The sequence below is a fragment of the Paenibacillus sp. DS2015 genome (assembly GCF_050433705.1).
Lineage (GTDB): Bacteria > Bacillota > Bacilli > Paenibacillales > Paenibacillaceae > Paenibacillus_AQ.
Genome location: NZ_JBNPWS010000003.1, coordinates 52,608 through 70,161 on the forward strand (window position 1 = coordinate 52,608; position 17,554 = coordinate 70,161).

A 17,554-nucleotide genomic window follows, 5' to 3' on the forward strand; every position below is an offset into this window, starting at 1 on the left:
AAGAGCCTACCCTTTAGTGAAAGAAGGTATTACTATTGTCCAAAAGTACTACGAAGGAACCTAAGCCGGACTGGATTCGCATTAAAATGACAACCGGAGAAAACTATCAGGAAATTAAAAGTATGATGCGTTCTAAGACGTTACATACCGTGTGTGAAGAAGCTCGCTGTCCAAATATATATGAATGTTGGGCTAATCGTACAGCAACCTTTATGATTCTAGGAGATATTTGTACACGTGCATGTCGCTTTTGTGCTGTTAATACAGGAATGCCTACAGAACTTGATTTGGGAGAGCCTGAACGTGTTGCAGAGGCTGCTGTGAGCATGAACCTACAGCACTGTGTTATCACGAGTGTAGCTAGAGATGATTTACAGGATGGTGGAGCATCCATTTTTGCTGCTACGATCCACGCCGTACGTCGTCAACTTCCCCTCTGTAGTGTAGAAGTGCTAATTCCAGATTTTATGGGAAACCCTGAAGCTTTGAAAGTTGTTATGGATGCTAAACCTGATATTCTGAATCATAATATTGAAACAGTAGAACGTTTATCAGATCGTGTCCGTGCAAAGGCTAAATATAGTCGTTCTATGGAGTTGCTACAACGCTCTAAAGAATTGCAACCTACGATACCTACCAAGTCGAGTATTATGCTTGGGGTTGGGGAAGAATGGGATGAAATTTTGCAATCTATGGACGATTTACGAGCGGTTGGCTGTAATATTCTAACGTTAGGTCAATATTTGCAACCTTCGCCTAAGCATTTGGATGTAGTAAAGTATATACCGCCTGCGGATTTCGCATTATTGAAGGAAGAAGGCTTGAAGCGTGGTTTTAGTCATGTTGAATCCGCCCCACTTGTGCGAAGCTCATACCATGCACATAAGCAGGTGCAATCAGCTGCTCAGCATGTATGATAACGATATATGATCATTTTTAATGAGGAAAGGCAGGGGATGTTGCTTGATACTTGTAGGTGGCAAAAATTATGAAATTCTGAGAGATCACAAAAGTGGCTGGAACCCTGAGGCCTTCCGTGATCGCTACAGTGACGTGTTGGAAAGATATGATTATATTATTGGTGATTGGGGATATAATCAGTTACGTTTGAAGGGATTCTACCGGGATAACCATCCGAAGGCGAACAAGGAAACCGCTATATCGAGTATGGTGGACTATCTTAACGAGTATTGTAACTTTGGCTGTGCTTTTTTTGTTATACAAAAGAGCAGAGAGCCCGTTTCCAAAGATAAAGAAATAAGTATTCTGAAAGATGTATTACAAAAAGAGGTAAGTATTCCGAAAGAAGAATTACAAGAAGAAATAAATATCTCTAAAGAAGAAGAAACAAGCAGCCCCTGACCAGGGGCTGCTTTCTTGTTATGCCTGTGCTCTTCTTATTATCCTAGGAAAGAGGATCTTACGCGATTCCAGAAAGGATAGGGGCGATAACGAGCAAAGCTAATTTTCTGTTTCGATACCTGACAGCGAACTGAAATCAAATCATCAATAGGTATATTATTATGATCGACTGTGAGTAGTAGACGCTGGTCTTTTCGTGAGAATATGTCACAGTAATGGTGTTTCGGAAGAAGCAATGGCGAGCCCATGGTACGGAAGACTCGATTGTTAATCGATGCTATCTCCGCTATTTGTAGTGCTTCAATAGAGGGGTGTACCATTGCGCCTCCGAGACTTTTGTTATAAGCCGTACTACCTGAAGGAGTAGATACGCAAATACCATCACCTCTGAACATTTCAAAAGGTTGATTATTAATGTCGATCTGCGCTACAAGGGTACCATCTACACCTTTAAGTGTGAATTCATTCAAGGCAATGTAGGAGGTTGTTCCCGATTTTTTCTGAACTTCTAGTTCAAGAAGCGGGTACTTCACAATCCGCGGGTTGGCATGCTCTGAAGTGACACTTCGACTCATTAACTCAATAAGCTCTGGAAGTTCATCTGCTTTCCAATCCGAATAGAATCCTAAATGGCCGGTATGTACCCCCACAAAAGCAATATCAGAAATGTGGTTAATAAACGTATGAAAAGCATGGAGCATGGTACCATCTCCACCTATAGAAATAACGATTTCGGGTGATTCTGCATCCAATGTAAAATGGTGTTGTGCCGCTAGTTTGTGGAATTGTTCTGCTAAGTCAACAGATAACTGATCCCCGCGATCCAATACATAGTATCTCAAGGGTGATAAGCTCCTTTGTCATGATATACAACGATCATAATCAATATCGGAGGAGAACACAATGTTTCATTTGTTAATGAAACGACGGAGCTGCCACCAAATTTCTATTAGCATACTATATAGGAGGGATAGTATTACCATCAATATTAGAATAATTACAAGGAGAAAGAGAATAGCTGTAAACCCACCTGGTGTTGAAATGAGGTTCGGCAGAGTCTGTGAACCGAAGGTGTGAAAAGTACTCATAACATCTGCAGCAGGCATAAATACATCCCACAGCAGCAATACAAGTATGGTTGCAATGACACCGTGGATGAAGCGGGCGATCATGAAGGGGAGATAACGTAAATTAGTAGAATGTAGGATACTTGCAATTTGTGCATGGACGGATAGCCCCCCCCAAGAAAGAGCAAATGCAGCAGCAGCGACCTTATATTGAAGGGGAGCGGAAGAAGTTTCACCTGCTGAACGGGCACCCAGAGTTACCTCAAATAGTCCTCCAACTAAGGATTCAGATAAGCTTTCTGGTAATCCCGCAATTCTTAACCCTTGTTCTATCATCCAGTGGAGACCTGACATAATCCTTGCTTGCGTCATTAACTCTAGAAATACCGAAAAGAATACAACAAGTCCACCCACAACAATAATAAGCTGAAATGAAGATTGTACAGCCTGAAATAGAAGTTCTCCCAGTGTTCTTCCATCTTTCATCCGAGCATTGTGCATAGATCGAAATGCATATTTAAGGCGTTTTAGGCTAAACATAGGAAAAGGTGGCTTCAGTGTATGTACTTGAGTCTCTAATCTCGATCCGTGAAAACGCATTAAGAATCCTATTAGCAGCCCGCCTCCATAATGGGCGATTGCAAGTATAGGTACGATAGATGAATCGTGAAAAAAGCCTATAGATACGGCGCCAATTAGGAATATGGGATCAGAGGAAGTTGTGAAGGCAACTAATCGTTCCCCGGCATCCCGACTGATCATCTTTTGTTCCCACAACTTCGCTGTCAATCTAGCTCCAATAGGATATCCAGAGACGTAACCCATGGCCACAACAAAACCGCCGCTTCCGGGTATACGAAATAGTGGCTTCATGAAAGGATCCAATAGTGTACCAATTAAATGAACGATGCCAAACCCAAGCAGTACTTCAGATATAATAAAGAATGGAAAAAGAGAAGGAAATAACACGTCCCACCAGATGGTCAACCCACGTAGGGCTGCCGCAAAGTATGCTCCAGGATAACTGAGCATTAATATACACAATCCCATTAAAAAGATGATCAGAATCATCATGTTGAGAGATTTTATAGTCATGGATATACCCTCCCAACTCACTCCTGAATCACATAAATGTCTCTCTTACTTAGTTTTATGACAAACATAGGACAAACATTACAAAAAAATAGGTAAGCGCTTTCATTAATAGCTGTTTTTTTGTGTTATTTATGCTAAAATAAATAAACTAAAGCTTATCTTTTATTAAATTTAAGATATGGATGGAGTGATGAGAACAATGAGTGTTATCGTCGGTATTCTCGTCTGTGCTTTTGTGTATGTTATTCGTGCCTCACTGATTCGTTCAGGCGAAGAGGACTGGAGCAGCTATTAAATATGTGAAGGGCGCTAAAGCATTCATTGGTTAGCGTCTTTTTTTTAGTGTTGCCAAGTTAGAGGTGATACATATTCATCGGTAAACGGTGACTGTCCTCATGGGATGTCGTTTATCTTTGTGTTTTTTGATATAATTAAATGACTTAATCATTAACGACTTGAAAGTTGGCGATCTCATTGAATCCGAGCTTAAGTATTTACGAGAACCTTGGTGGAGAACAGACTCTACATAAACTTGTAGAATCATTCTATCCAAGGGTACAGAGTCATCCTTTAATAGGTCCACTTTTCCCGCAGGATATATCAGATGTTATGGAAAAGCAGTATATGTTTTTAAGTCAGTTTTTCGGGGGACCCTCCCTATATTCAGATGAGTTCGGTCATCCCATGATGAGAGCACGTCACCTCCCCTTTCCAATTACGGAGCAGCATGCAAAAGCATGGCTACATTGTATGGATGAAGCCCTTATAGATATTGGAGTCGAAGAGGAGCTACACCATTTTGTAATCAAAAGACTCTCAGGTCCTGCCCATCACTTTGTTAACACCGAGAGCTAGGTAATAAATTCGACAGACGGAGAGGATGTTAGGATATTGACTAAGTTAGAACCCCTTTATACCACGCAAATTACATGCGGCGTTTGTGAGCATGCATTTATGACTTCTCGAGTTCGGCCTAGTTTCAAAAAATCCATTCGGACAGATTCGGATTTTTGCGCCTATTACAAAGATGAAAATCCTGATTTCTATGTTGTGCGAGTGTGTCCCAAATGTGGGTTTGCATCCACTGAAAACTCAATGAATAGGTTGAACGATGCTCAGAAGAAAATTTTCAAGGAAAAAATGGGTAGTCGCTGGATTGAACGTGATTTCGGTGGGAAACGTGAATGGGATATTGCATTAGAATCTTATAAGTTGGCGCTACTATGTGCACAGACCATTGGGGATTCTGAACGTATTGTATCAAGCAATCTCCAGCATATCTCTTGGTTGTATCGTTATAAGGGGGATCATGAACAAGAACAACGCTTCTTACAGTATTGTTTGGACTCTTATATTCAGGTATATGAACAAGAAGGTACAGGAGCTAACAATGCACGTTTGTTATATTTGATTGGAGAACTTAATAGGAGAGTTGGTAATTTCCATGAAGCTGTGAAATGGTTCTCTCGTGTCATTAACGATAAGAAAATTACAGATGCGGCGATGATTAGGGCCTCGAGGGAACAATGGACCGTTCTACGTGAGCAGATGATTGCAAAAGAAATCCAACTCCCAGATCAAATGAACTCATCTATTTAAATCAAATACATATATACGAAAGAAGCTGTAGTTAGGGTGACTACAGACTTCTTTCGTATTTTTTAAAATTATGGCGTGCCTCTATCGTATAGGTCTGTCACATAATAGGTAGTCTGTATCTGTGTCAATGACTTTAATGTTGTTATTGCAACACGGAAAGACAAGTATTTTCTTCTTGCCCTCATGAATGGTTTGGAGTTCTGAAGGTTTCATGGGTAAAAGGACGTTATGTTTATTGCAAAAGGGGCAATACTGTACGTATATATCACCCAAAATAATATCATAAGGCCATGTGTTACGAAATGGAATCATGATGGATTTTGCTCAGGATCAGGTTTTGAAGCTTCTTCCTTACTAAGCTCTGCGATTTTTTGAAGTAAAATATGCGGTGGCATATGCATGAGGTGTTCGATGGGTACACCTAGTTTCTTAGATAGGGTGATAGCTGTCTCTGCTGAGATTTGTAAAGGTTTCATGACGAGTGTCCTCCTTATCATTATTTTTAGTATAATCGTATAGTATATATAGATTGAACTAAAGCGTACATTCTTAAACCACACTATAGAAAAGTCGAGAGATGATGGGTCATCTTTAGTTCATTCTATAATAGTTATACACTTTTCATTGAAAGTATTTCAAATGAAAAGCCCATTGCGGCTCAGAAATATCATTATAACAGAAAATGAAATGGGGTTTACAGAATGAAATCAAATTTAGCCTTAACATGGGATTTAGAATCTATATTTCCAGGGGGATCATCTTCCGCAGAATTCGAGTCTTTTCTTAAAACTGTTGAACAGGATATTGAGGAAATTAAGAATGTCATGCATAGCGCGAAGGCACCTACTAATATAGAGGAAACGATTGCTTTTGACGAATTTATAACTTCACTATCGAGTTGTTTAGAACGTTTGTCTGAAGCAGGTTCCTTCGTTTCCTGCCTTGCAGCTCAGAATCAACATGACAAGAAGGCTATTCAGCTCTCTGGTAAAGTAACTACACTACAGGCGCAACTACAAAGTGTCAGTGGAGAGTTTGATAATTTACTGCGTAGCACAGATGATCATACATGGGAACAATGGATAGCCCGGGAAGAAGTACGAGGTATTTCTTTTATTATGAATGAGAGTCGTGAACTTGCTCGTGAGAAATTGAGTCCTGAGTTGGAGAGCTTGGCATTGGATTTAGCTGTCGACGGATATCATGGTTGGAGCGAGTTCTATGATACGATTGTAAGTCGTGTACAAATCCCCTTCGAAGAGGAGGGGGAAGTTGTCATGCTATCTGCCGGACAGGCTGCGAATAAGCTTCATGTTGCAGATGCAGAAGCAAGGCAAGACATGTTCACTAAATGGGAACAGACTTGGACAGAAGCTGAGGATTACTGCGCAGATACATTGAACCACTTAGCTGGATTTCGATTGAAGCTGTATGGTCGTAGAGGCTGGAATCAATTGTTAAAAGAGCCACTAGCGATTAATCGGATGTCGGAACAAACATTAAATGCGATGTGGAATGTCATTATCGAGAGCAAACCAATTTTTGTCGAATATCTAGAACGTAAGGCTAAGCTTCTAGGTGTAGACAAACTAAGCTGGGTTGATGTTGAGGCTCCTATAGGTGCTGTGGCGAGTAAAGTAACTTACCAAGAAGCTGCTGAGAATATCGTGAAACAATTTGGGAAATTTAGTCCGAAGTTAGCTGAATTCTCAGAAATGGCATTTGATAAGCAGTGGATTGAGGTAGAAGATCGTCCGGGTAAACGTCCCGGTGGGTTCTGTACCTCACTCACTCAAAGTAAAGAAACTCGTATCTTTATGACATTTAGTGGCACAGCCTCTAACGTTTCAACTTTAGCACATGAACTGGGTCATGGATATCATCAACATCTGATGACAGATCTCCCTGTATTGAATCAGAACTATGCGATGAATGTGGCAGAGACGGCTTCAACTTTTGCTGAAATGATCGTAGCAGATGCGCTCGTGAAAGATGCTAAGAATGAGCAAGAGAAACTTGGACTATTAGAGGAAAAAATTCAAAATAGTATTGCTTTCTTCATGAATATACACGCTAGATTTTTGTTCGAGACACGTTTTTATGACAAACGTAAAGAGGGACTTGTTAGTGCTCAAGAACTTAGCGAAATCATGGAAGAGGCCCAAAAAGAAGCTTATTGCGGTGCTCTTTCTTCTTATCATCCTCATTTTTGGGCATCCAAATTGCATTTTTATATCACAGGGGTACCTTTCTATAACTTCCCATATACATTCGGATATATGTTCAGCACGGGGCTCTATGTTCGTGCTCAGCAAGAAGGAGCTTCATTTGCCGATAAATACGATGCGTTATTGAAAGATACGGGTGTGATGACGGTAGAGGAATTAGCGTTGAAACACTTGGATGCAGATCTAACAGGATCTGAGTTTTGGCAGAGTGCGATGGATCTATGTATCGCTGATGTTAAAGAGTTCCTGAAAATGACGGAAGCGTAGTATTCATTTTTGATAAAAGACCTTCAAAGCTTGCTTGAAGGTCTTTTTTTATGATTAATGAGTCTAAATATTCTGTCGAACGTGTAAAAAAACGAATGCTGTCCTATTTTATGGGAAGGTGAAGTCGTATTCCCGTGATTATGACTTAATATGTCGAATACAGAGGTTATTTAGCTAAAAATAACATGAAAAATAACTATTAATGTGCAAATTTTAGGAATATATACCCAATTATGTTTGAATATGTTGATGCTTCAATATACAAGGATTATAATGAGTCATAAGCCCTATGAAGGGCGGTAAAAGAGGAAGAAGGGACAATATGATCAAAATAGATCAACTCTCATTGGCGAGACAGCTTGACATGATATTTAAGGAATTGCAAGAAGAATTATCAGGATTATCATCAGGAACTTTATTTGTACAAATTCGAAATAATGCCGTTGGTAAATTTGGCATTCGTCACAATCCAATCGCAGGTCGCAATGGTGAATTATCTTCCTTTGAAGGTGGTCTTAGTGCAGAACATCAAGCCTCATTTCGGCTTATGGCTTTAGAAAGTCTTAAATATAAACATCATTGGACCCATGGTGAGATTTTTTACGAGTTTATGGTACGACAGGGTACGATAATGATTGATGCAATACTTGAATCGAACTACAACATGGCTAACTTAATGATTCGTTATCCACGTAATACATATCAAGAGAACACATCGGAATTATATTAATTTCATTCTATTTTTATATTTTATATGCGATTTATTATTTGGAAGAAAAAGACGACCTTTAGAGACAAAGGTCGTCTTTTAATACATGTTTATGGGAAAACGCAATTATTGGTTAGATTGACCCGATAATTGTTGTTCTGCTAATTGCACTAAGCGTTTAGTAATATAGCCTCCCAAAGAACCAGTTTCACGGGAAGTGTAATTTCCATAGTAACCATCTTGAGGAATTGTCACACCAAGTTCTTGAGCTGCTTCTATTTTAAGTTGTTGTAAAGCAGCAGTTGCTTGAGGAACGACCAAGTTGTTAGAACGACCACTACGTCCTTGATTTTGTTGACCTGCTTGACCCATGTTTGTCACCTCCTCTGTACTTTATGAAGTTATTATGGTTATAAACATTTGAAAACATACGGCAAAAGAGATTAAAAAAAGTTGGTAATTATTAGTTTTAATTCTAAAGTGAAAAAGCAGTTTGACATTAAGGAGTCTTCGTTTTATCATTGCTGTAGAAGGTTAATATGATTATGGCAAATGCGATGACAGGGATAAGTAAGCAGTGGAGAATTCTCAATACAGAAAGCCGATGGATGATGCGAATCGGTGGAGTCTCAATGCCCAATGGACCCATGAGTGCTATGTTGAACAGGAGTTGTACCTCATTCCTTAATAGGCAAGCCGGTTATTCTCCGTTACAGGATATCAAGGTTACAGGTGGAGTCTGTGAAGATTCTATGTATTCACTGTAATAAATTAGGGTGGCACCACGTCTCGCGTCCCTTTGTGACGATGGGGCTTTTTTTGTTTTCTAAAATTAGGAGGGATTGTATTGAAAACTGTACTATCTGGTATACAGCCGAGTGGTCAACTTACACTGGGTAACTACATTGGCGCGATGAAGAATTTTGTGAAGTTACAACATGATTATCAATGTAATTTCATGGTAGTGGATTTGCATGCTATCACTGTTCCACAAGAACCAGAGGCACTACGTGAACAATCAGAATCAGTAGCTGCATTATTCATTGCTGCGGGGATAGATCCAAATAAATCGAACGTTTATCTACAATCACATGTTCCTCCACATGCTGAACTAGGATGGTTGTTGACAACATTAACATCGATGGGCGAGTTAGAACGGATGACTCAATTTAAAGATAAAGCAGAAGGTAAAGATTCCGTAGGTGCTGGATTATTCGTGTACCCTTCGCTTATGGCCGCAGATATTCTTGTTTATAATGCAGATCTAGTTCCTGTAGGAGACGATCAGAAACAGCATTTAGAATTGACAAGAGACTTAGCTAGTCGGTTCAATCATCGTTATGGTGAGTATTTTACTATTCCAGAAGCTTACTACCCCGAAGTGGGAGCGAGAATCATGTCACTTGATGATGCTAGCAAAAAAATGAGTAAAAGTAATCCAAATCCGGGAAGTCATATTACTCTTCTAGATCCACCGGATGTTATTCGTAAAAAAGTTAGTCGTGCTACAACAGACTCAGGTTCAGAAGTGAGATATGATCCTAAGACGAAACCTGAGATTAGTAATCTCATGAGTATATACTCACAGTGTGCTGGCGTACCCATAAAGGATGTTCAGGCTAAGTTTGAGGGTGTTATGTATGGTGGGTTTAAGAAGGCAGTGGCAGAATCTATAATCGGGGTCCTAGAGCCTTTACAGAAGTCTTATGAAGAGATACGACAATCGGGTCAAATTCACGATATTTTAGCGCAAGGGGCTGAACGCGCGCTGGAAGTAGCCACGCGGACAGTGGATGATGTGAAGGAAAGAATGGGCTTTTTACCTAGGAAATGTTAATTCAAGCTTTAAGTGTAGATTTCCTGTGTTTAGCTTTAAACATAAATCCCCAGCCAATATTAAAGACACCTAGAACGGCCAGCAGTAAGGCCAACCAGATGTAATGACTGATAGCAATTGCAGAAGCAGCTAGAATAAGTATAGAAGAAACTGCGAACCAAAGGGATAAAGCTTTACTCATGTCAAAAACCTCCATATAGAAATTAGAAATCTACCGAATAACCTTATGAATTGTAGCCATACTAAGCTTGCAAGCTTGCACTTCATTAACAGACTTGAGAAGTGAAAGGAGATTTTTATTATGGCGCAAGGACAATCTAGTTCTAACAATTTGGTGGTACCTCAGGCAAGAGCAGCACTCCAACAATTGAAGATGGAAGCAGCTCAGGAACTGGGTGTAACGATTCCTCAAGATGGTTATTATGGTAACTATACTTCTCGTGAGACAGGTTCTTTGGGAGGATACATGACTAAACGGCTAGTACAGCTTGCAGAACAGTCTCTCTCAGGTTCCAACCTGAATCAGTAATTCAATTCTTGATGAATAGAGAAGCCCCGAGCACATGCTCTGGGCTTTTTCTTATATTAGACGCATTTTACTTGTTAATGTCAAGAAGAATAGTCAGTGAATAGCCGTTCATTCATTTTATCTTGGCTAAGCCAGCCGATATAGGAGCCTGTAGTTTTGAACTGTTTATCCATTACGACTACAGCCACAAAAGGATATTGAGTCCGGTGACGATAACGAACATCTGCCCAACGTACGATGTACCCAGTCGATGTAACTTCTACATCAGCTACAGCAAATGAAGAGAAGTAGAGGAACGATTTTACATCTGAATGGTTTTTGGAATATTCAACCGCTGGATGCTTGGAAGATATCGTATAATCCTTCCACTCGAGTTGATGATAATTAAAGGTCCCCATATTATAGCTACCATCAATGTGCGATTTGACGACATGCCAATGGTGAAGTGAGATGGTTGGAATGAGGTAGTAGATGTCTCCTTGTTTATTCTCAGTATCAAGACGGGCTACTTCGTTTGTTTTTGAGAAATGGACGAGAGATCTCCAAATGTAGTAAACGGCAGTTATACTGTAAAGAATAGAGAATAGTGGAGCCGGAGGTAACATGCCAAGCACCCATAACAAGATAGCCGTTAGGTGTGTACCAAAGATGAAGGGATCAAAAATATGAATGATATTCCACGAGATCCATTTTTCTGTAAATGGGCGCATGGCTTGAGTACCATAGGTATTAAATAGATCACTAAATACATGAACACATACGGCTATGCCAGTCCAAAGCGCTAAGTGACCTATAGAGACATCACGAAAAAAAAGCGAAAGTACGCCTGTGATAAGTAAGGTCCATATGAGTAAAAAAGGGAGCGAGTGCGTAATCCCCCTGTGGTTACGTATATACACAGCGTTATTCTTTAAGCGTAATACGCTATCTGAGTCTGGAGCCTGTGAACCTAATACGGTGGCGATTGTAACAGCTATGGCGAGTGAAGGACTTGCCGCCACGGCAGGATCGATATGGGCTAGGCCTGCAAGCGAGATTCCCATGACTAAATGTGTGCCAGTATCCATTGCGATCTCTCCTTTAATTTTAGTCTTACTATAGTAATTACCCAATTTTGAATCATTTTATTGGTATGTCAAGTGAACAAATATCATCAAATTGTCGGAATAATGAAATTAATTAAGGTCGATTGTCGAATACTTTTTACTTTTAATATGATAAACTTTATAGCGGAGGCAATTTTTCCTCTACTATACATTCAAAAGGAGGAACTTTAGGCGTGGATAAACACATAAGTTATCAAGCTTCTTCGGATTCCGCAGCGATTTTAACAAGTAAGAAACCACCTAGCGAATCAGGAACCTGGAGAGATTTCATTAATATAACAAAGCCTGGAATTATTCGCTCAAGTTTTATGTCTGCTTTTGCTGGCTATTGGGTAGCTTCACAATGGGAGTTTCAATTTGGCAAAATGATTCTGACTCTTTTGGGAATAGTTCTTATTCTGGCATCTTCATGCGTCTTTAACAATTATTTTGACCGTGAACTGGATTTGAAGATGGAGCGAACTAGAAAACGTGCCCTACCTACAGGTAAGTTGAAACCAACGGTAGTATTATGGTACGCCATAATATTAGGAGTTCTAGGTCTGGCGATATTATTCACTTTCTCTGGTGTGCTTGCGGGCGTGTTCGGGATCGTTGGTATGTTGGCCTACGTCGTAGTATACACGCTCTGGTTGAAGCGTACATCTACTTGGAGTACATCGGTTGGTGGAATCTCAGGTGCGGTCCCGCCGCTCATTGGTTATGTCGCAGTCACAGGTAAGGTAGATATGGGAGCCGTATTGTTATTTGCGTTGTTGTTTATATGGCAGCCGCCTCACTTCTGGGCACTCGGAATTCGGCGAGTTGAAGAGTACCGGGCAGCGGGATATCCGCTTTTACCTGTTGTGAAGGGAATTCCTCGGACTAAAATTCAAATGATTCCTTACATTATAGCTTTAATACCTGTACCTATCTTAATGTACACTTATGGATACGCAGGTATCTTTTACATGATTATATCATTAGCGTTATCTCTCATATGGTTGTATCTTTCATTTACAGGATTCAAAGCGAAAGATACCGATGCATGGGCTAAGACCATGTTCTTCTTCTCCATCAACTATTTGACAGTAAGTCTGATTGTCTTGATTCTTAATACATCACATTAAAACGCTTAGACGGGGCATTTGCTGAGGGGAGTTTCTAATTCAAATGATAAAACGTTACAAATGGACTTGGGTTCTGTTATCAATCTTGGTCATAATGGCTGGATATTTACTAGTTCAGTCTTTAGACTTGGGTAAAGAGAAATTACCCATTATTGCAGAAGTACAGGATTTCTCTTTAGAAAATATTGATGGAAGCACGGTTACACTCGATGATACTAAGGGCAAAGTAAGATTAGTTTACTTTTTCTTCACTAGCTGCCCCGATGTATGCCCTGTCACGACATTCATGCTCTCTCAACTACAGGATAAGCTGATTGAGGATGGTTCATTTGGTAAAGAAGTTGAATTCGTCTCCATTTCATTTGATCCTGAAGTAGATACAGTGGAAGAAATGAAAAAGTTCGGTGATAAGTTTAATGTAGATTATAACGGGTGGTATTTCCTTAGAGGAGATAAGCAACAAACATGGGATTTAGCCGAGAAGTCATTTAAGATTGCTATTTTTGGAAATAATAAAGATAACTATTCCCATGCTAATCTAATTGCCTTAGTCGATCGAGATAACCAAGTTCGCAAACTGTATAATGCTAATGACACAGAAAATGTAACCGTGGATGTACTGGCGAAGGATATTAAGGATCTTGCAAAGTAAACAGTCATTATCATAAGTAATGATCAATAAACAACCTCTTACAGGTACGGGTAAGAGGTTGTTTATTATTTTATTGAGTGCCATAAATAATAAATTCCTGCAGTCCAGCTTTTTCTAATTGAGCTATTAAGTATTCTTCGGGAGTTCCCTCTACTCCAGCGTATCCCCGGCTTGTGTAGATTTGCGTAGCATTGGGAAAAGCATCTCTGAGTATGCCCCTTATTTTTTTGCCGGAACTATCATTATCCATAAATAAATATACTTCATGATCGTTGATTTGTTCTAGTAAGGCTTCAAGTTTGTCTGAATTCAGAGTTCCAAAGGTACACACAATGTTTATCTCAGGTTGGAGTAAAGGGCGGAGTTTACTACGGTCGTTCTTTCCTTCGACTATAATATAGATACACATGACGTTTACCTCTCTGACTACGAGGAGTGATTTCCTCCAAATTCCCCGGAAAATGTAGATATGTAACATCCGAGTACTTCTAGTGTAGCTCTTTTTACGTTAAGCATGCAAAAACATCGGTCCGCCCTTTGGGGCGGGACCGCGTTATTAGTGAAGATATGGATGCTTTAGAAGCAGAACGTACGTAGAATAATAACCAGTAAGATGAAAAGTACCAAAATCATACCTGTGGAGGCTCCTAGTACTGACGGACATACAGGTGGAGCTACAGCTACAGGAGCAGTCTGCGTTACCGGTGGACAGCATGCTTGGTGAAATTGACTCATTATGTTTCACCCCACTTTCTTCTGTGGTTGTTTGCCACACTGTATCCTATGTGGGGTAGGGCTAAATGATTGTGTAACAGCCTATACAGAGAATAATGGGTTAGATCCTAGATTAAGTCAGGCTTGCTATGTAAGACGGATGGATAAGGAAGGGTGTTAGATTTACGATAGGCAGGGAGCAGCATCAATCCCAGCATTAACAGTAAGAATCCGATAAAGTAAGGAGAAATATCGTCTCTAAATTGTCCAGCAGCTACGGGTCCGATAAAGGAGCCAAGGGACATGGCAATCGATTGTAACGAGAAAACTCTGCCTAATCTAAATCCTCCACTTAGTTTAATAAATAGAGAGGCCATAGCTGGGAATATAATTCCTTTGGCGGAACCTAGAATAAACAAAGTAACCATTAATGGAATACGATGAACAGCAGCTAGGCAAAAGAAACAAAGGGCCATAAGTAGAACGCCTGCAACGACTCGTTTAAAAGGCGAATATCGGTTCAGGAAGAGTAAGCATAAAGTAAAGAGAGCCCCAATGCTAATGACTGAAAAGAGAATTCCCGTCGACATCATCCCAGATATACCCGTATTCCGAAGCGGAAGCTCAAAGAATAGGATACCTTGAGCACAGGAAATAACGAAGGGTAGTACAAAGTAACGCCAAGGAATGACGGGGACTGGAGTGGTGTTGTTCTCACCGGTTTGTGACAATTTTCGAGAAGGGATCGGCAGAGATTGGGCAGAAGGGACAAAGAATATAGCCATGATTCCAGTGCCGATGAGTAACCAACCGAGGCTCTGAAAGGTAGTTGAGAATCCGACATTAGCTACAATAAACGCTCCAGCGGCAGGTGAGATTACAGATGCAAGGGTATGGATTACACCGTGTCCGGACATGTACTTTCCTTGTTGTACCGAATCTTGTGATAAGGATGCAAGTAGAGCCAGACAGGCTGGGGACAAAAAGGCAAGTACAAAACCACTGAGTGAGCGGAGCACAATGAGTTGCCAAGGGAACTCTACATGGGCTTGAAGAAGCAGGATAGCACCTGCGGATACGAGACTAAAGATGATGTAGCGACGGCTTCCATGTCGATCTATAACCGAACCTGCGATTAGATTGCCTGGAATATGAGTCAATGCATAGATGCCCATCATCCAGCCGATGAATACAGGAGCTGCTCCAAGGGATACAGCGAATGGAGTAAGTATTGGATATTGGGCATGGAGATCAAAAAAGGCTAGGAACAAAAAAAAGTAAAGCCATAGTGCAGTTTTCATGGAGATACTCCTTTCAGCAAAAGAAGCTGGGTATTATTCAATCTATCTACTTGTACGTTAGAACAGGACAACTTATACCTATTTTTGTTCAGATAGGGTTAGGCTGACAGGATAACTGTCAATCATGTATAATTAGCGAGTATGATTCTGCAAAGAAATGAGGATCATGGGCATGGGTAAGCAAAGTGGATGGGGGTGTTATGTTAATGGATGTACAGATATGGACTGATTTCCTGAAGCAAAACTGGTTGGTCATCATCATCGCCCTAGTTATATTGTTTGTCGTTCTCAATCTTGTGAAAACGATGGTCAAATGGGCACTTGTTATTATTGTTGTGGCTGCACTTCTTGTGTACAGCGGTATTTCTCTTGATCAGATTAGTACTAGTGTAACTACGATGAAGGATGCGACTGTCGACACCGTGAAGAAGGAAGCTATGAATGCGATGTTAAAGGAAGCCCAGGATGCCACATATACAACGAGTAGTGACGGCATGTTCACTGTGACGACCCCGAATTTACTTTTAGAGGGTCAAGTGGGTAAAGAGCAGGTACAAGTTACGTTTAAAGGTGTTAATCTGGGGGAATGGCAAGTAACAGATACGATCAAGACTTTTATCACAGAAGCGAAAAAGAGCAATACAGTGGGTAAATAGAAATGATAGAAATGTTCTCCATCCCTACAATCATTCATAGGGGGTCGTCTTAATGCTGTACTCTTGGGTGGAAAGTATTCAAGAGTTTAACTTGGTAACGATACTATTATTTCTCATTATCTTAGTTTCGTTATTTCAAGGTTGGCGTAGAGGAGCTTCTAATTCTGCAGGAAGATTTCTATCGCTATTTCGGGATGGGTTGCTTACTTTAATCGCGCTTGCCTTATCCATTCCTTGCACGTTGTGGTTATCTTCACAGGTTCAAGAGTGGTTAGCAGACTATGGTAGTAGGTTGCCCAATCGAGATCTTAAGGGCTGGGAACAGCTGTATTATACATTTGTAACTTCAATGGCTGATTTTCCACTTATGAGATTCGGCGTGTTGTTTATCATTGGATATAGTGTTATTCGGTTTTTACTGCATATACTACTGGGCTTACTGTTTGGGAAACGTTTCGCCATATTTGCTACAGGTAGAGGTAAGCCCGCTAACGTAGTGAGTCGTATTGTAGGTGCTGGGATTGGTACTTTGATCGGCGCAGCACGTTGCATTGTTGTTGTAACTATTCTTTTTATTTACGTTACATTGTATCCTTCAAGTAGTTTTAGTCAATATGTAGAGGCATCTTCCATATATAAGGATAGCGCAAAGTCTATTCTTGAACCGTTATCTGGTAATATAATCAAAGATAAGCTTCCTGTGTTCACTAAAGCTGTAGAGAAGGAACTTGGAGGAATACTACAGCGTAAATACGACATGATTGATCACAATATTCCTGCTGACGTTGAGCAAGCGGCTGCAGAAATTGTGAAACAGGGAGAATCTGAAGAAGATAAAGCTCGTCTCCTCTATGATTGGGTGGGCAGTAGAATAGAATACGATTACGATAAAGTCGATGATTATGAACAAAAGGGAATTTGGCATGAGCAAACACCTCGGAATACATTCGATACTAGGCGTGGCGTCTGTATTGATTACGCTAGACTATATGCTGTCATGGCCAGATCACAAGGGCTAGAGGTTAAAGTAGTTACTGGCTTAGGTTATAATGGGCAAGGTGGTTATGGACCTCATGCCTGGAATGAAGTATATTTAAGTAGTGAGAATAAGTGGATCCCGTTAGATTCCACGTGGGCCCAAAGTGGGCAGTGGTTTAACTCTCCGAAGTTTGCTGAGACGCATATTAAGGAGCAGGTACTATAGCACTTTTTTTGAATATAAAGATCGATGAACGAGAATTACCCTTCTTGAAGTACAAGACGGATTTCCTTTGAGGAAATTCGTCTTTTTTTGTTTGTTGAGAGATGTGACAGGTTGAGAGG

22 protein-coding genes are annotated in these 17,554 nt (G+C 40.4%); 13 read left to right on the forward strand and 9 right to left on the reverse strand.

From position 1 onward, the window contains the following. Positions 1–35: 35 nt before the first annotated feature. Complete coding sequence (gene lipA, locus J2T13_RS03630) at positions 36–917, forward strand: lipoyl synthase (protein WP_429368417.1); 882 nt, start codon at positions 36–38, stop codon at positions 915–917. A gap of 46 nt (positions 918–963) precedes the next feature. Then, on the forward strand, positions 964–1,362 hold the full coding sequence (locus J2T13_RS03635) for a YutD family protein (RefSeq protein ID WP_429368419.1): 399 nt from the start codon (positions 964–966) through the stop codon (positions 1,360–1,362). 38 nt (positions 1,363–1,400) lie between these two features. Here J2T13_RS03635 and J2T13_RS03640 read toward each other — a convergent pair whose 3' ends face one another. Beyond that, the gene (locus J2T13_RS03640; RefSeq protein ID WP_429368421.1) at positions 1,401–2,204 is read right to left on the reverse strand and encodes an NAD kinase; all 804 of its coding nucleotides are present in this window, start codon (positions 2,202–2,204) and stop codon (positions 1,401–1,403) included. Between the two features lie 66 nt (positions 2,205–2,270). Next, positions 2,271–3,524: a sporulation integral membrane protein YlbJ gene (gene ylbJ / locus J2T13_RS03645; protein WP_429368423.1), complete on the reverse strand. Its 1,254-nt coding sequence runs from the start codon at positions 3,522–3,524 to the stop codon at positions 2,271–2,273. A gap of 474 nt (positions 3,525–3,998) precedes the next feature. On the opposite strand from ylbJ, the gene J2T13_RS03650 reads away from it, so the two are divergent. Beyond that, the gene (locus J2T13_RS03650; protein ID WP_429368911.1) at positions 3,999–4,379 is read left to right on the forward strand and encodes a globin; all 381 of its coding nucleotides are present in this window, start codon (positions 3,999–4,001) and stop codon (positions 4,377–4,379) included. Between the two features lie 36 nt (positions 4,380–4,415). Next, positions 4,416–5,123, forward strand: coding sequence for a DUF2225 domain-containing protein (locus J2T13_RS03655; protein ID WP_429368425.1), 708 nt, complete (start codon positions 4,416–4,418; stop codon positions 5,121–5,123). 81 nt (positions 5,124–5,204) lie between these two features. Here the strand turns inward: J2T13_RS03655 and J2T13_RS03660 are convergent, their stop codons facing one another. Both J2T13_RS03660 and J2T13_RS03665 read right to left on the reverse strand, forming a co-directional pair. Beyond that, complete coding sequence (locus J2T13_RS03660) at positions 5,205–5,435, reverse strand: hypothetical protein (protein ID WP_429368427.1); 231 nt, start codon at positions 5,433–5,435, stop codon at positions 5,205–5,207. Next, positions 5,432–5,599, reverse strand: coding sequence for a YycC family protein (locus J2T13_RS03665; RefSeq protein WP_429368429.1), 168 nt, complete (start codon positions 5,597–5,599; stop codon positions 5,432–5,434). The genes J2T13_RS03660 and J2T13_RS03665 overlap by 4 nt, the downstream gene beginning before the upstream one ends. Before the next feature lie 225 nt (positions 5,600–5,824). On the opposite strand from J2T13_RS03665, the gene J2T13_RS03670 reads away from it, so the two are divergent. Both J2T13_RS03670 and J2T13_RS03675 read left to right on the forward strand, forming a co-directional pair. Next, entirely contained in the window at positions 5,825–7,618 is a 1,794-nt protein-coding gene (locus J2T13_RS03670) for a M3 family oligoendopeptidase (RefSeq protein ID WP_429368431.1), read from the forward strand. 322 nt (positions 7,619–7,940) lie between these two features. Continuing rightward, a complete protein-coding gene (locus J2T13_RS03675; RefSeq protein WP_429368433.1) occupies positions 7,941–8,348 on the forward strand; it encodes an O-methyltransferase in 408 nt (135 codons plus the stop codon). A gap of 105 nt (positions 8,349–8,453) precedes the next feature. Here J2T13_RS03675 and J2T13_RS03680 read toward each other — a convergent pair whose 3' ends face one another. After that, positions 8,454–8,699 (reverse strand): small, acid-soluble spore protein, alpha/beta type, encoded by a 246-nt coding sequence (locus J2T13_RS03680; RefSeq protein ID WP_429368435.1) that lies wholly within the window; start codon positions 8,697–8,699, stop codon positions 8,454–8,456. A 167-nt stretch (positions 8,700–8,866) separates the two neighbouring features. Here J2T13_RS03680 and J2T13_RS03685 point away from each other — a divergent pair, with 167 nt between their 5' ends. Beyond that, positions 8,867–9,094, forward strand: a complete 228-nt coding sequence (locus J2T13_RS03685; protein ID WP_429368437.1) for a hypothetical protein — start codon at positions 8,867–8,869, stop codon at positions 9,092–9,094. An 80-nt stretch (positions 9,095–9,174) separates the two neighbouring features. After that, positions 9,175–10,164, forward strand: a complete 990-nt coding sequence (gene trpS / locus J2T13_RS03690) for a tryptophan--tRNA ligase (RefSeq protein WP_429368439.1) — start codon at positions 9,175–9,177, stop codon at positions 10,162–10,164. A 1-nt stretch (position 10,165) separates the two neighbouring features. Here the strand turns inward: trpS and J2T13_RS03695 are convergent, their stop codons facing one another. Continuing rightward, the gene (locus tag J2T13_RS03695) at positions 10,166–10,345 is read right to left on the reverse strand and encodes a hypothetical protein (RefSeq protein ID WP_429368441.1); all 180 of its coding nucleotides are present in this window, start codon (positions 10,343–10,345) and stop codon (positions 10,166–10,168) included. 120 nt (positions 10,346–10,465) lie between these two features. Between J2T13_RS03695 and J2T13_RS03700 the strand changes: the two genes are divergently transcribed. Continuing rightward, positions 10,466–10,693, forward strand: coding sequence for an alpha/beta-type small acid-soluble spore protein (locus J2T13_RS03700; RefSeq protein ID WP_044878512.1), 228 nt, complete (start codon positions 10,466–10,468; stop codon positions 10,691–10,693). Positions 10,694–10,773: 80 nt separating this feature from the next. Here the strand turns inward: J2T13_RS03700 and J2T13_RS03705 are convergent, their stop codons facing one another. Further along, positions 10,774–11,760 (reverse strand): metal-dependent hydrolase, encoded by a 987-nt coding sequence (locus tag J2T13_RS03705; RefSeq protein WP_429368443.1) that lies wholly within the window; start codon positions 11,758–11,760, stop codon positions 10,774–10,776. Positions 11,761–11,972: 212 nt separating this feature from the next. On the opposite strand from J2T13_RS03705, the gene cyoE reads away from it, so the two are divergent. Continuing rightward, a complete protein-coding gene (cyoE, locus tag J2T13_RS03710; RefSeq protein WP_429368445.1) occupies positions 11,973–12,908 on the forward strand; it encodes a heme o synthase in 936 nt (311 codons plus the stop codon). Positions 12,909–12,951: 43 nt separating this feature from the next. Next, complete coding sequence (locus J2T13_RS03715) at positions 12,952–13,560, forward strand: SCO family protein (RefSeq protein WP_429368447.1); 609 nt, start codon at positions 12,952–12,954, stop codon at positions 13,558–13,560. 70 nt (positions 13,561–13,630) lie between these two features. On the opposite strand, the gene J2T13_RS03720 is transcribed toward J2T13_RS03715, so the two are convergent. Together J2T13_RS03720 and J2T13_RS03725 are read right to left on the reverse strand one after the other, a co-directional pair. After that, the gene (locus J2T13_RS03720; RefSeq protein WP_429368449.1) at positions 13,631–13,969 is read right to left on the reverse strand and encodes a toprim domain-containing protein; all 339 of its coding nucleotides are present in this window, start codon (positions 13,967–13,969) and stop codon (positions 13,631–13,633) included. A gap of 433 nt (positions 13,970–14,402) precedes the next feature. Further along, positions 14,403–15,575, reverse strand: a complete 1,173-nt coding sequence (locus J2T13_RS03725; RefSeq protein ID WP_429368451.1) for an MFS transporter — start codon at positions 15,573–15,575, stop codon at positions 14,403–14,405. A gap of 206 nt (positions 15,576–15,781) precedes the next feature. Here J2T13_RS03725 and J2T13_RS03730 point away from each other — a divergent pair, with 206 nt between their 5' ends. Next, the gene (locus J2T13_RS03730; RefSeq protein WP_429368453.1) at positions 15,782–16,231 is read left to right on the forward strand and encodes a hypothetical protein; all 450 of its coding nucleotides are present in this window, start codon (positions 15,782–15,784) and stop codon (positions 16,229–16,231) included. Positions 16,232–16,283: 52 nt separating this feature from the next. Next, positions 16,284–17,435 (forward strand): transglutaminase domain-containing protein, encoded by a 1,152-nt coding sequence (locus J2T13_RS03735; RefSeq protein WP_429368454.1) that lies wholly within the window; start codon positions 16,284–16,286, stop codon positions 17,433–17,435. Positions 17,436–17,554 lie beyond the last annotated feature (119 nt).

Coding starts and splice junctions, on each gene's coding strand:
- J2T13_RS03725 (WP_429368451.1), bottom strand. CDS start 15,575: ATGAAAACTGCACTATGGCTTTACTTTTTTTTGTTCCTAGCCTTTTTT.
- J2T13_RS03715 (WP_429368447.1), top strand. CDS start 12,952: ATGATAAAACGTTACAAATGGACTTGGGTTCTGTTATCAATCTTGGTC.
- J2T13_RS03705 (WP_429368443.1), bottom strand. CDS start 11,760: ATGGATACTGGCACACATTTAGTCATGGGAATCTCGCTTGCAGGCCTA.
- J2T13_RS03670 (WP_429368431.1), top strand. CDS start 5,825: ATGAAATCAAATTTAGCCTTAACATGGGATTTAGAATCTATATTTCCA.
- J2T13_RS03660 (WP_429368427.1), bottom strand. CDS start 5,435: ATGATTCCATTTCGTAACACATGGCCTTATGATATTATTTTGGGTGAT.
- J2T13_RS03700 (WP_044878512.1), top strand. CDS start 10,466: ATGGCGCAAGGACAATCTAGTTCTAACAATTTGGTGGTACCTCAGGCA.
- J2T13_RS03735 (WP_429368454.1), top strand. CDS start 16,284: ATGCTGTACTCTTGGGTGGAAAGTATTCAAGAGTTTAACTTGGTAACG.
- J2T13_RS03665 (WP_429368429.1), bottom strand. CDS start 5,599: ATGAAACCTTTACAAATCTCAGCAGAGACAGCTATCACCCTATCTAAG.
- J2T13_RS03680 (WP_429368435.1), bottom strand. CDS start 8,699: ATGGGTCAAGCAGGTCAACAAAATCAAGGACGTAGTGGTCGTTCTAAC.
- J2T13_RS03730 (WP_429368453.1), top strand. CDS start 15,782: ATGGATGTACAGATATGGACTGATTTCCTGAAGCAAAACTGGTTGGTC.
- J2T13_RS03720 (WP_429368449.1), bottom strand. CDS start 13,969: ATGTGTATCTATATTATAGTCGAAGGAAAGAACGACCGTAGTAAACTC.
- J2T13_RS03695 (WP_429368441.1), bottom strand. CDS start 10,345: ATGAGTAAAGCTTTATCCCTTTGGTTCGCAGTTTCTTCTATACTTATT.
- J2T13_RS03685 (WP_429368437.1), top strand. CDS start 8,867: ATGATTATGGCAAATGCGATGACAGGGATAAGTAAGCAGTGGAGAATT.
- ylbJ (WP_429368423.1), bottom strand. CDS start 3,524: ATGACTATAAAATCTCTCAACATGATGATTCTGATCATCTTTTTAATG.
- J2T13_RS03675 (WP_429368433.1), top strand. CDS start 7,941: ATGATCAAAATAGATCAACTCTCATTGGCGAGACAGCTTGACATGATA.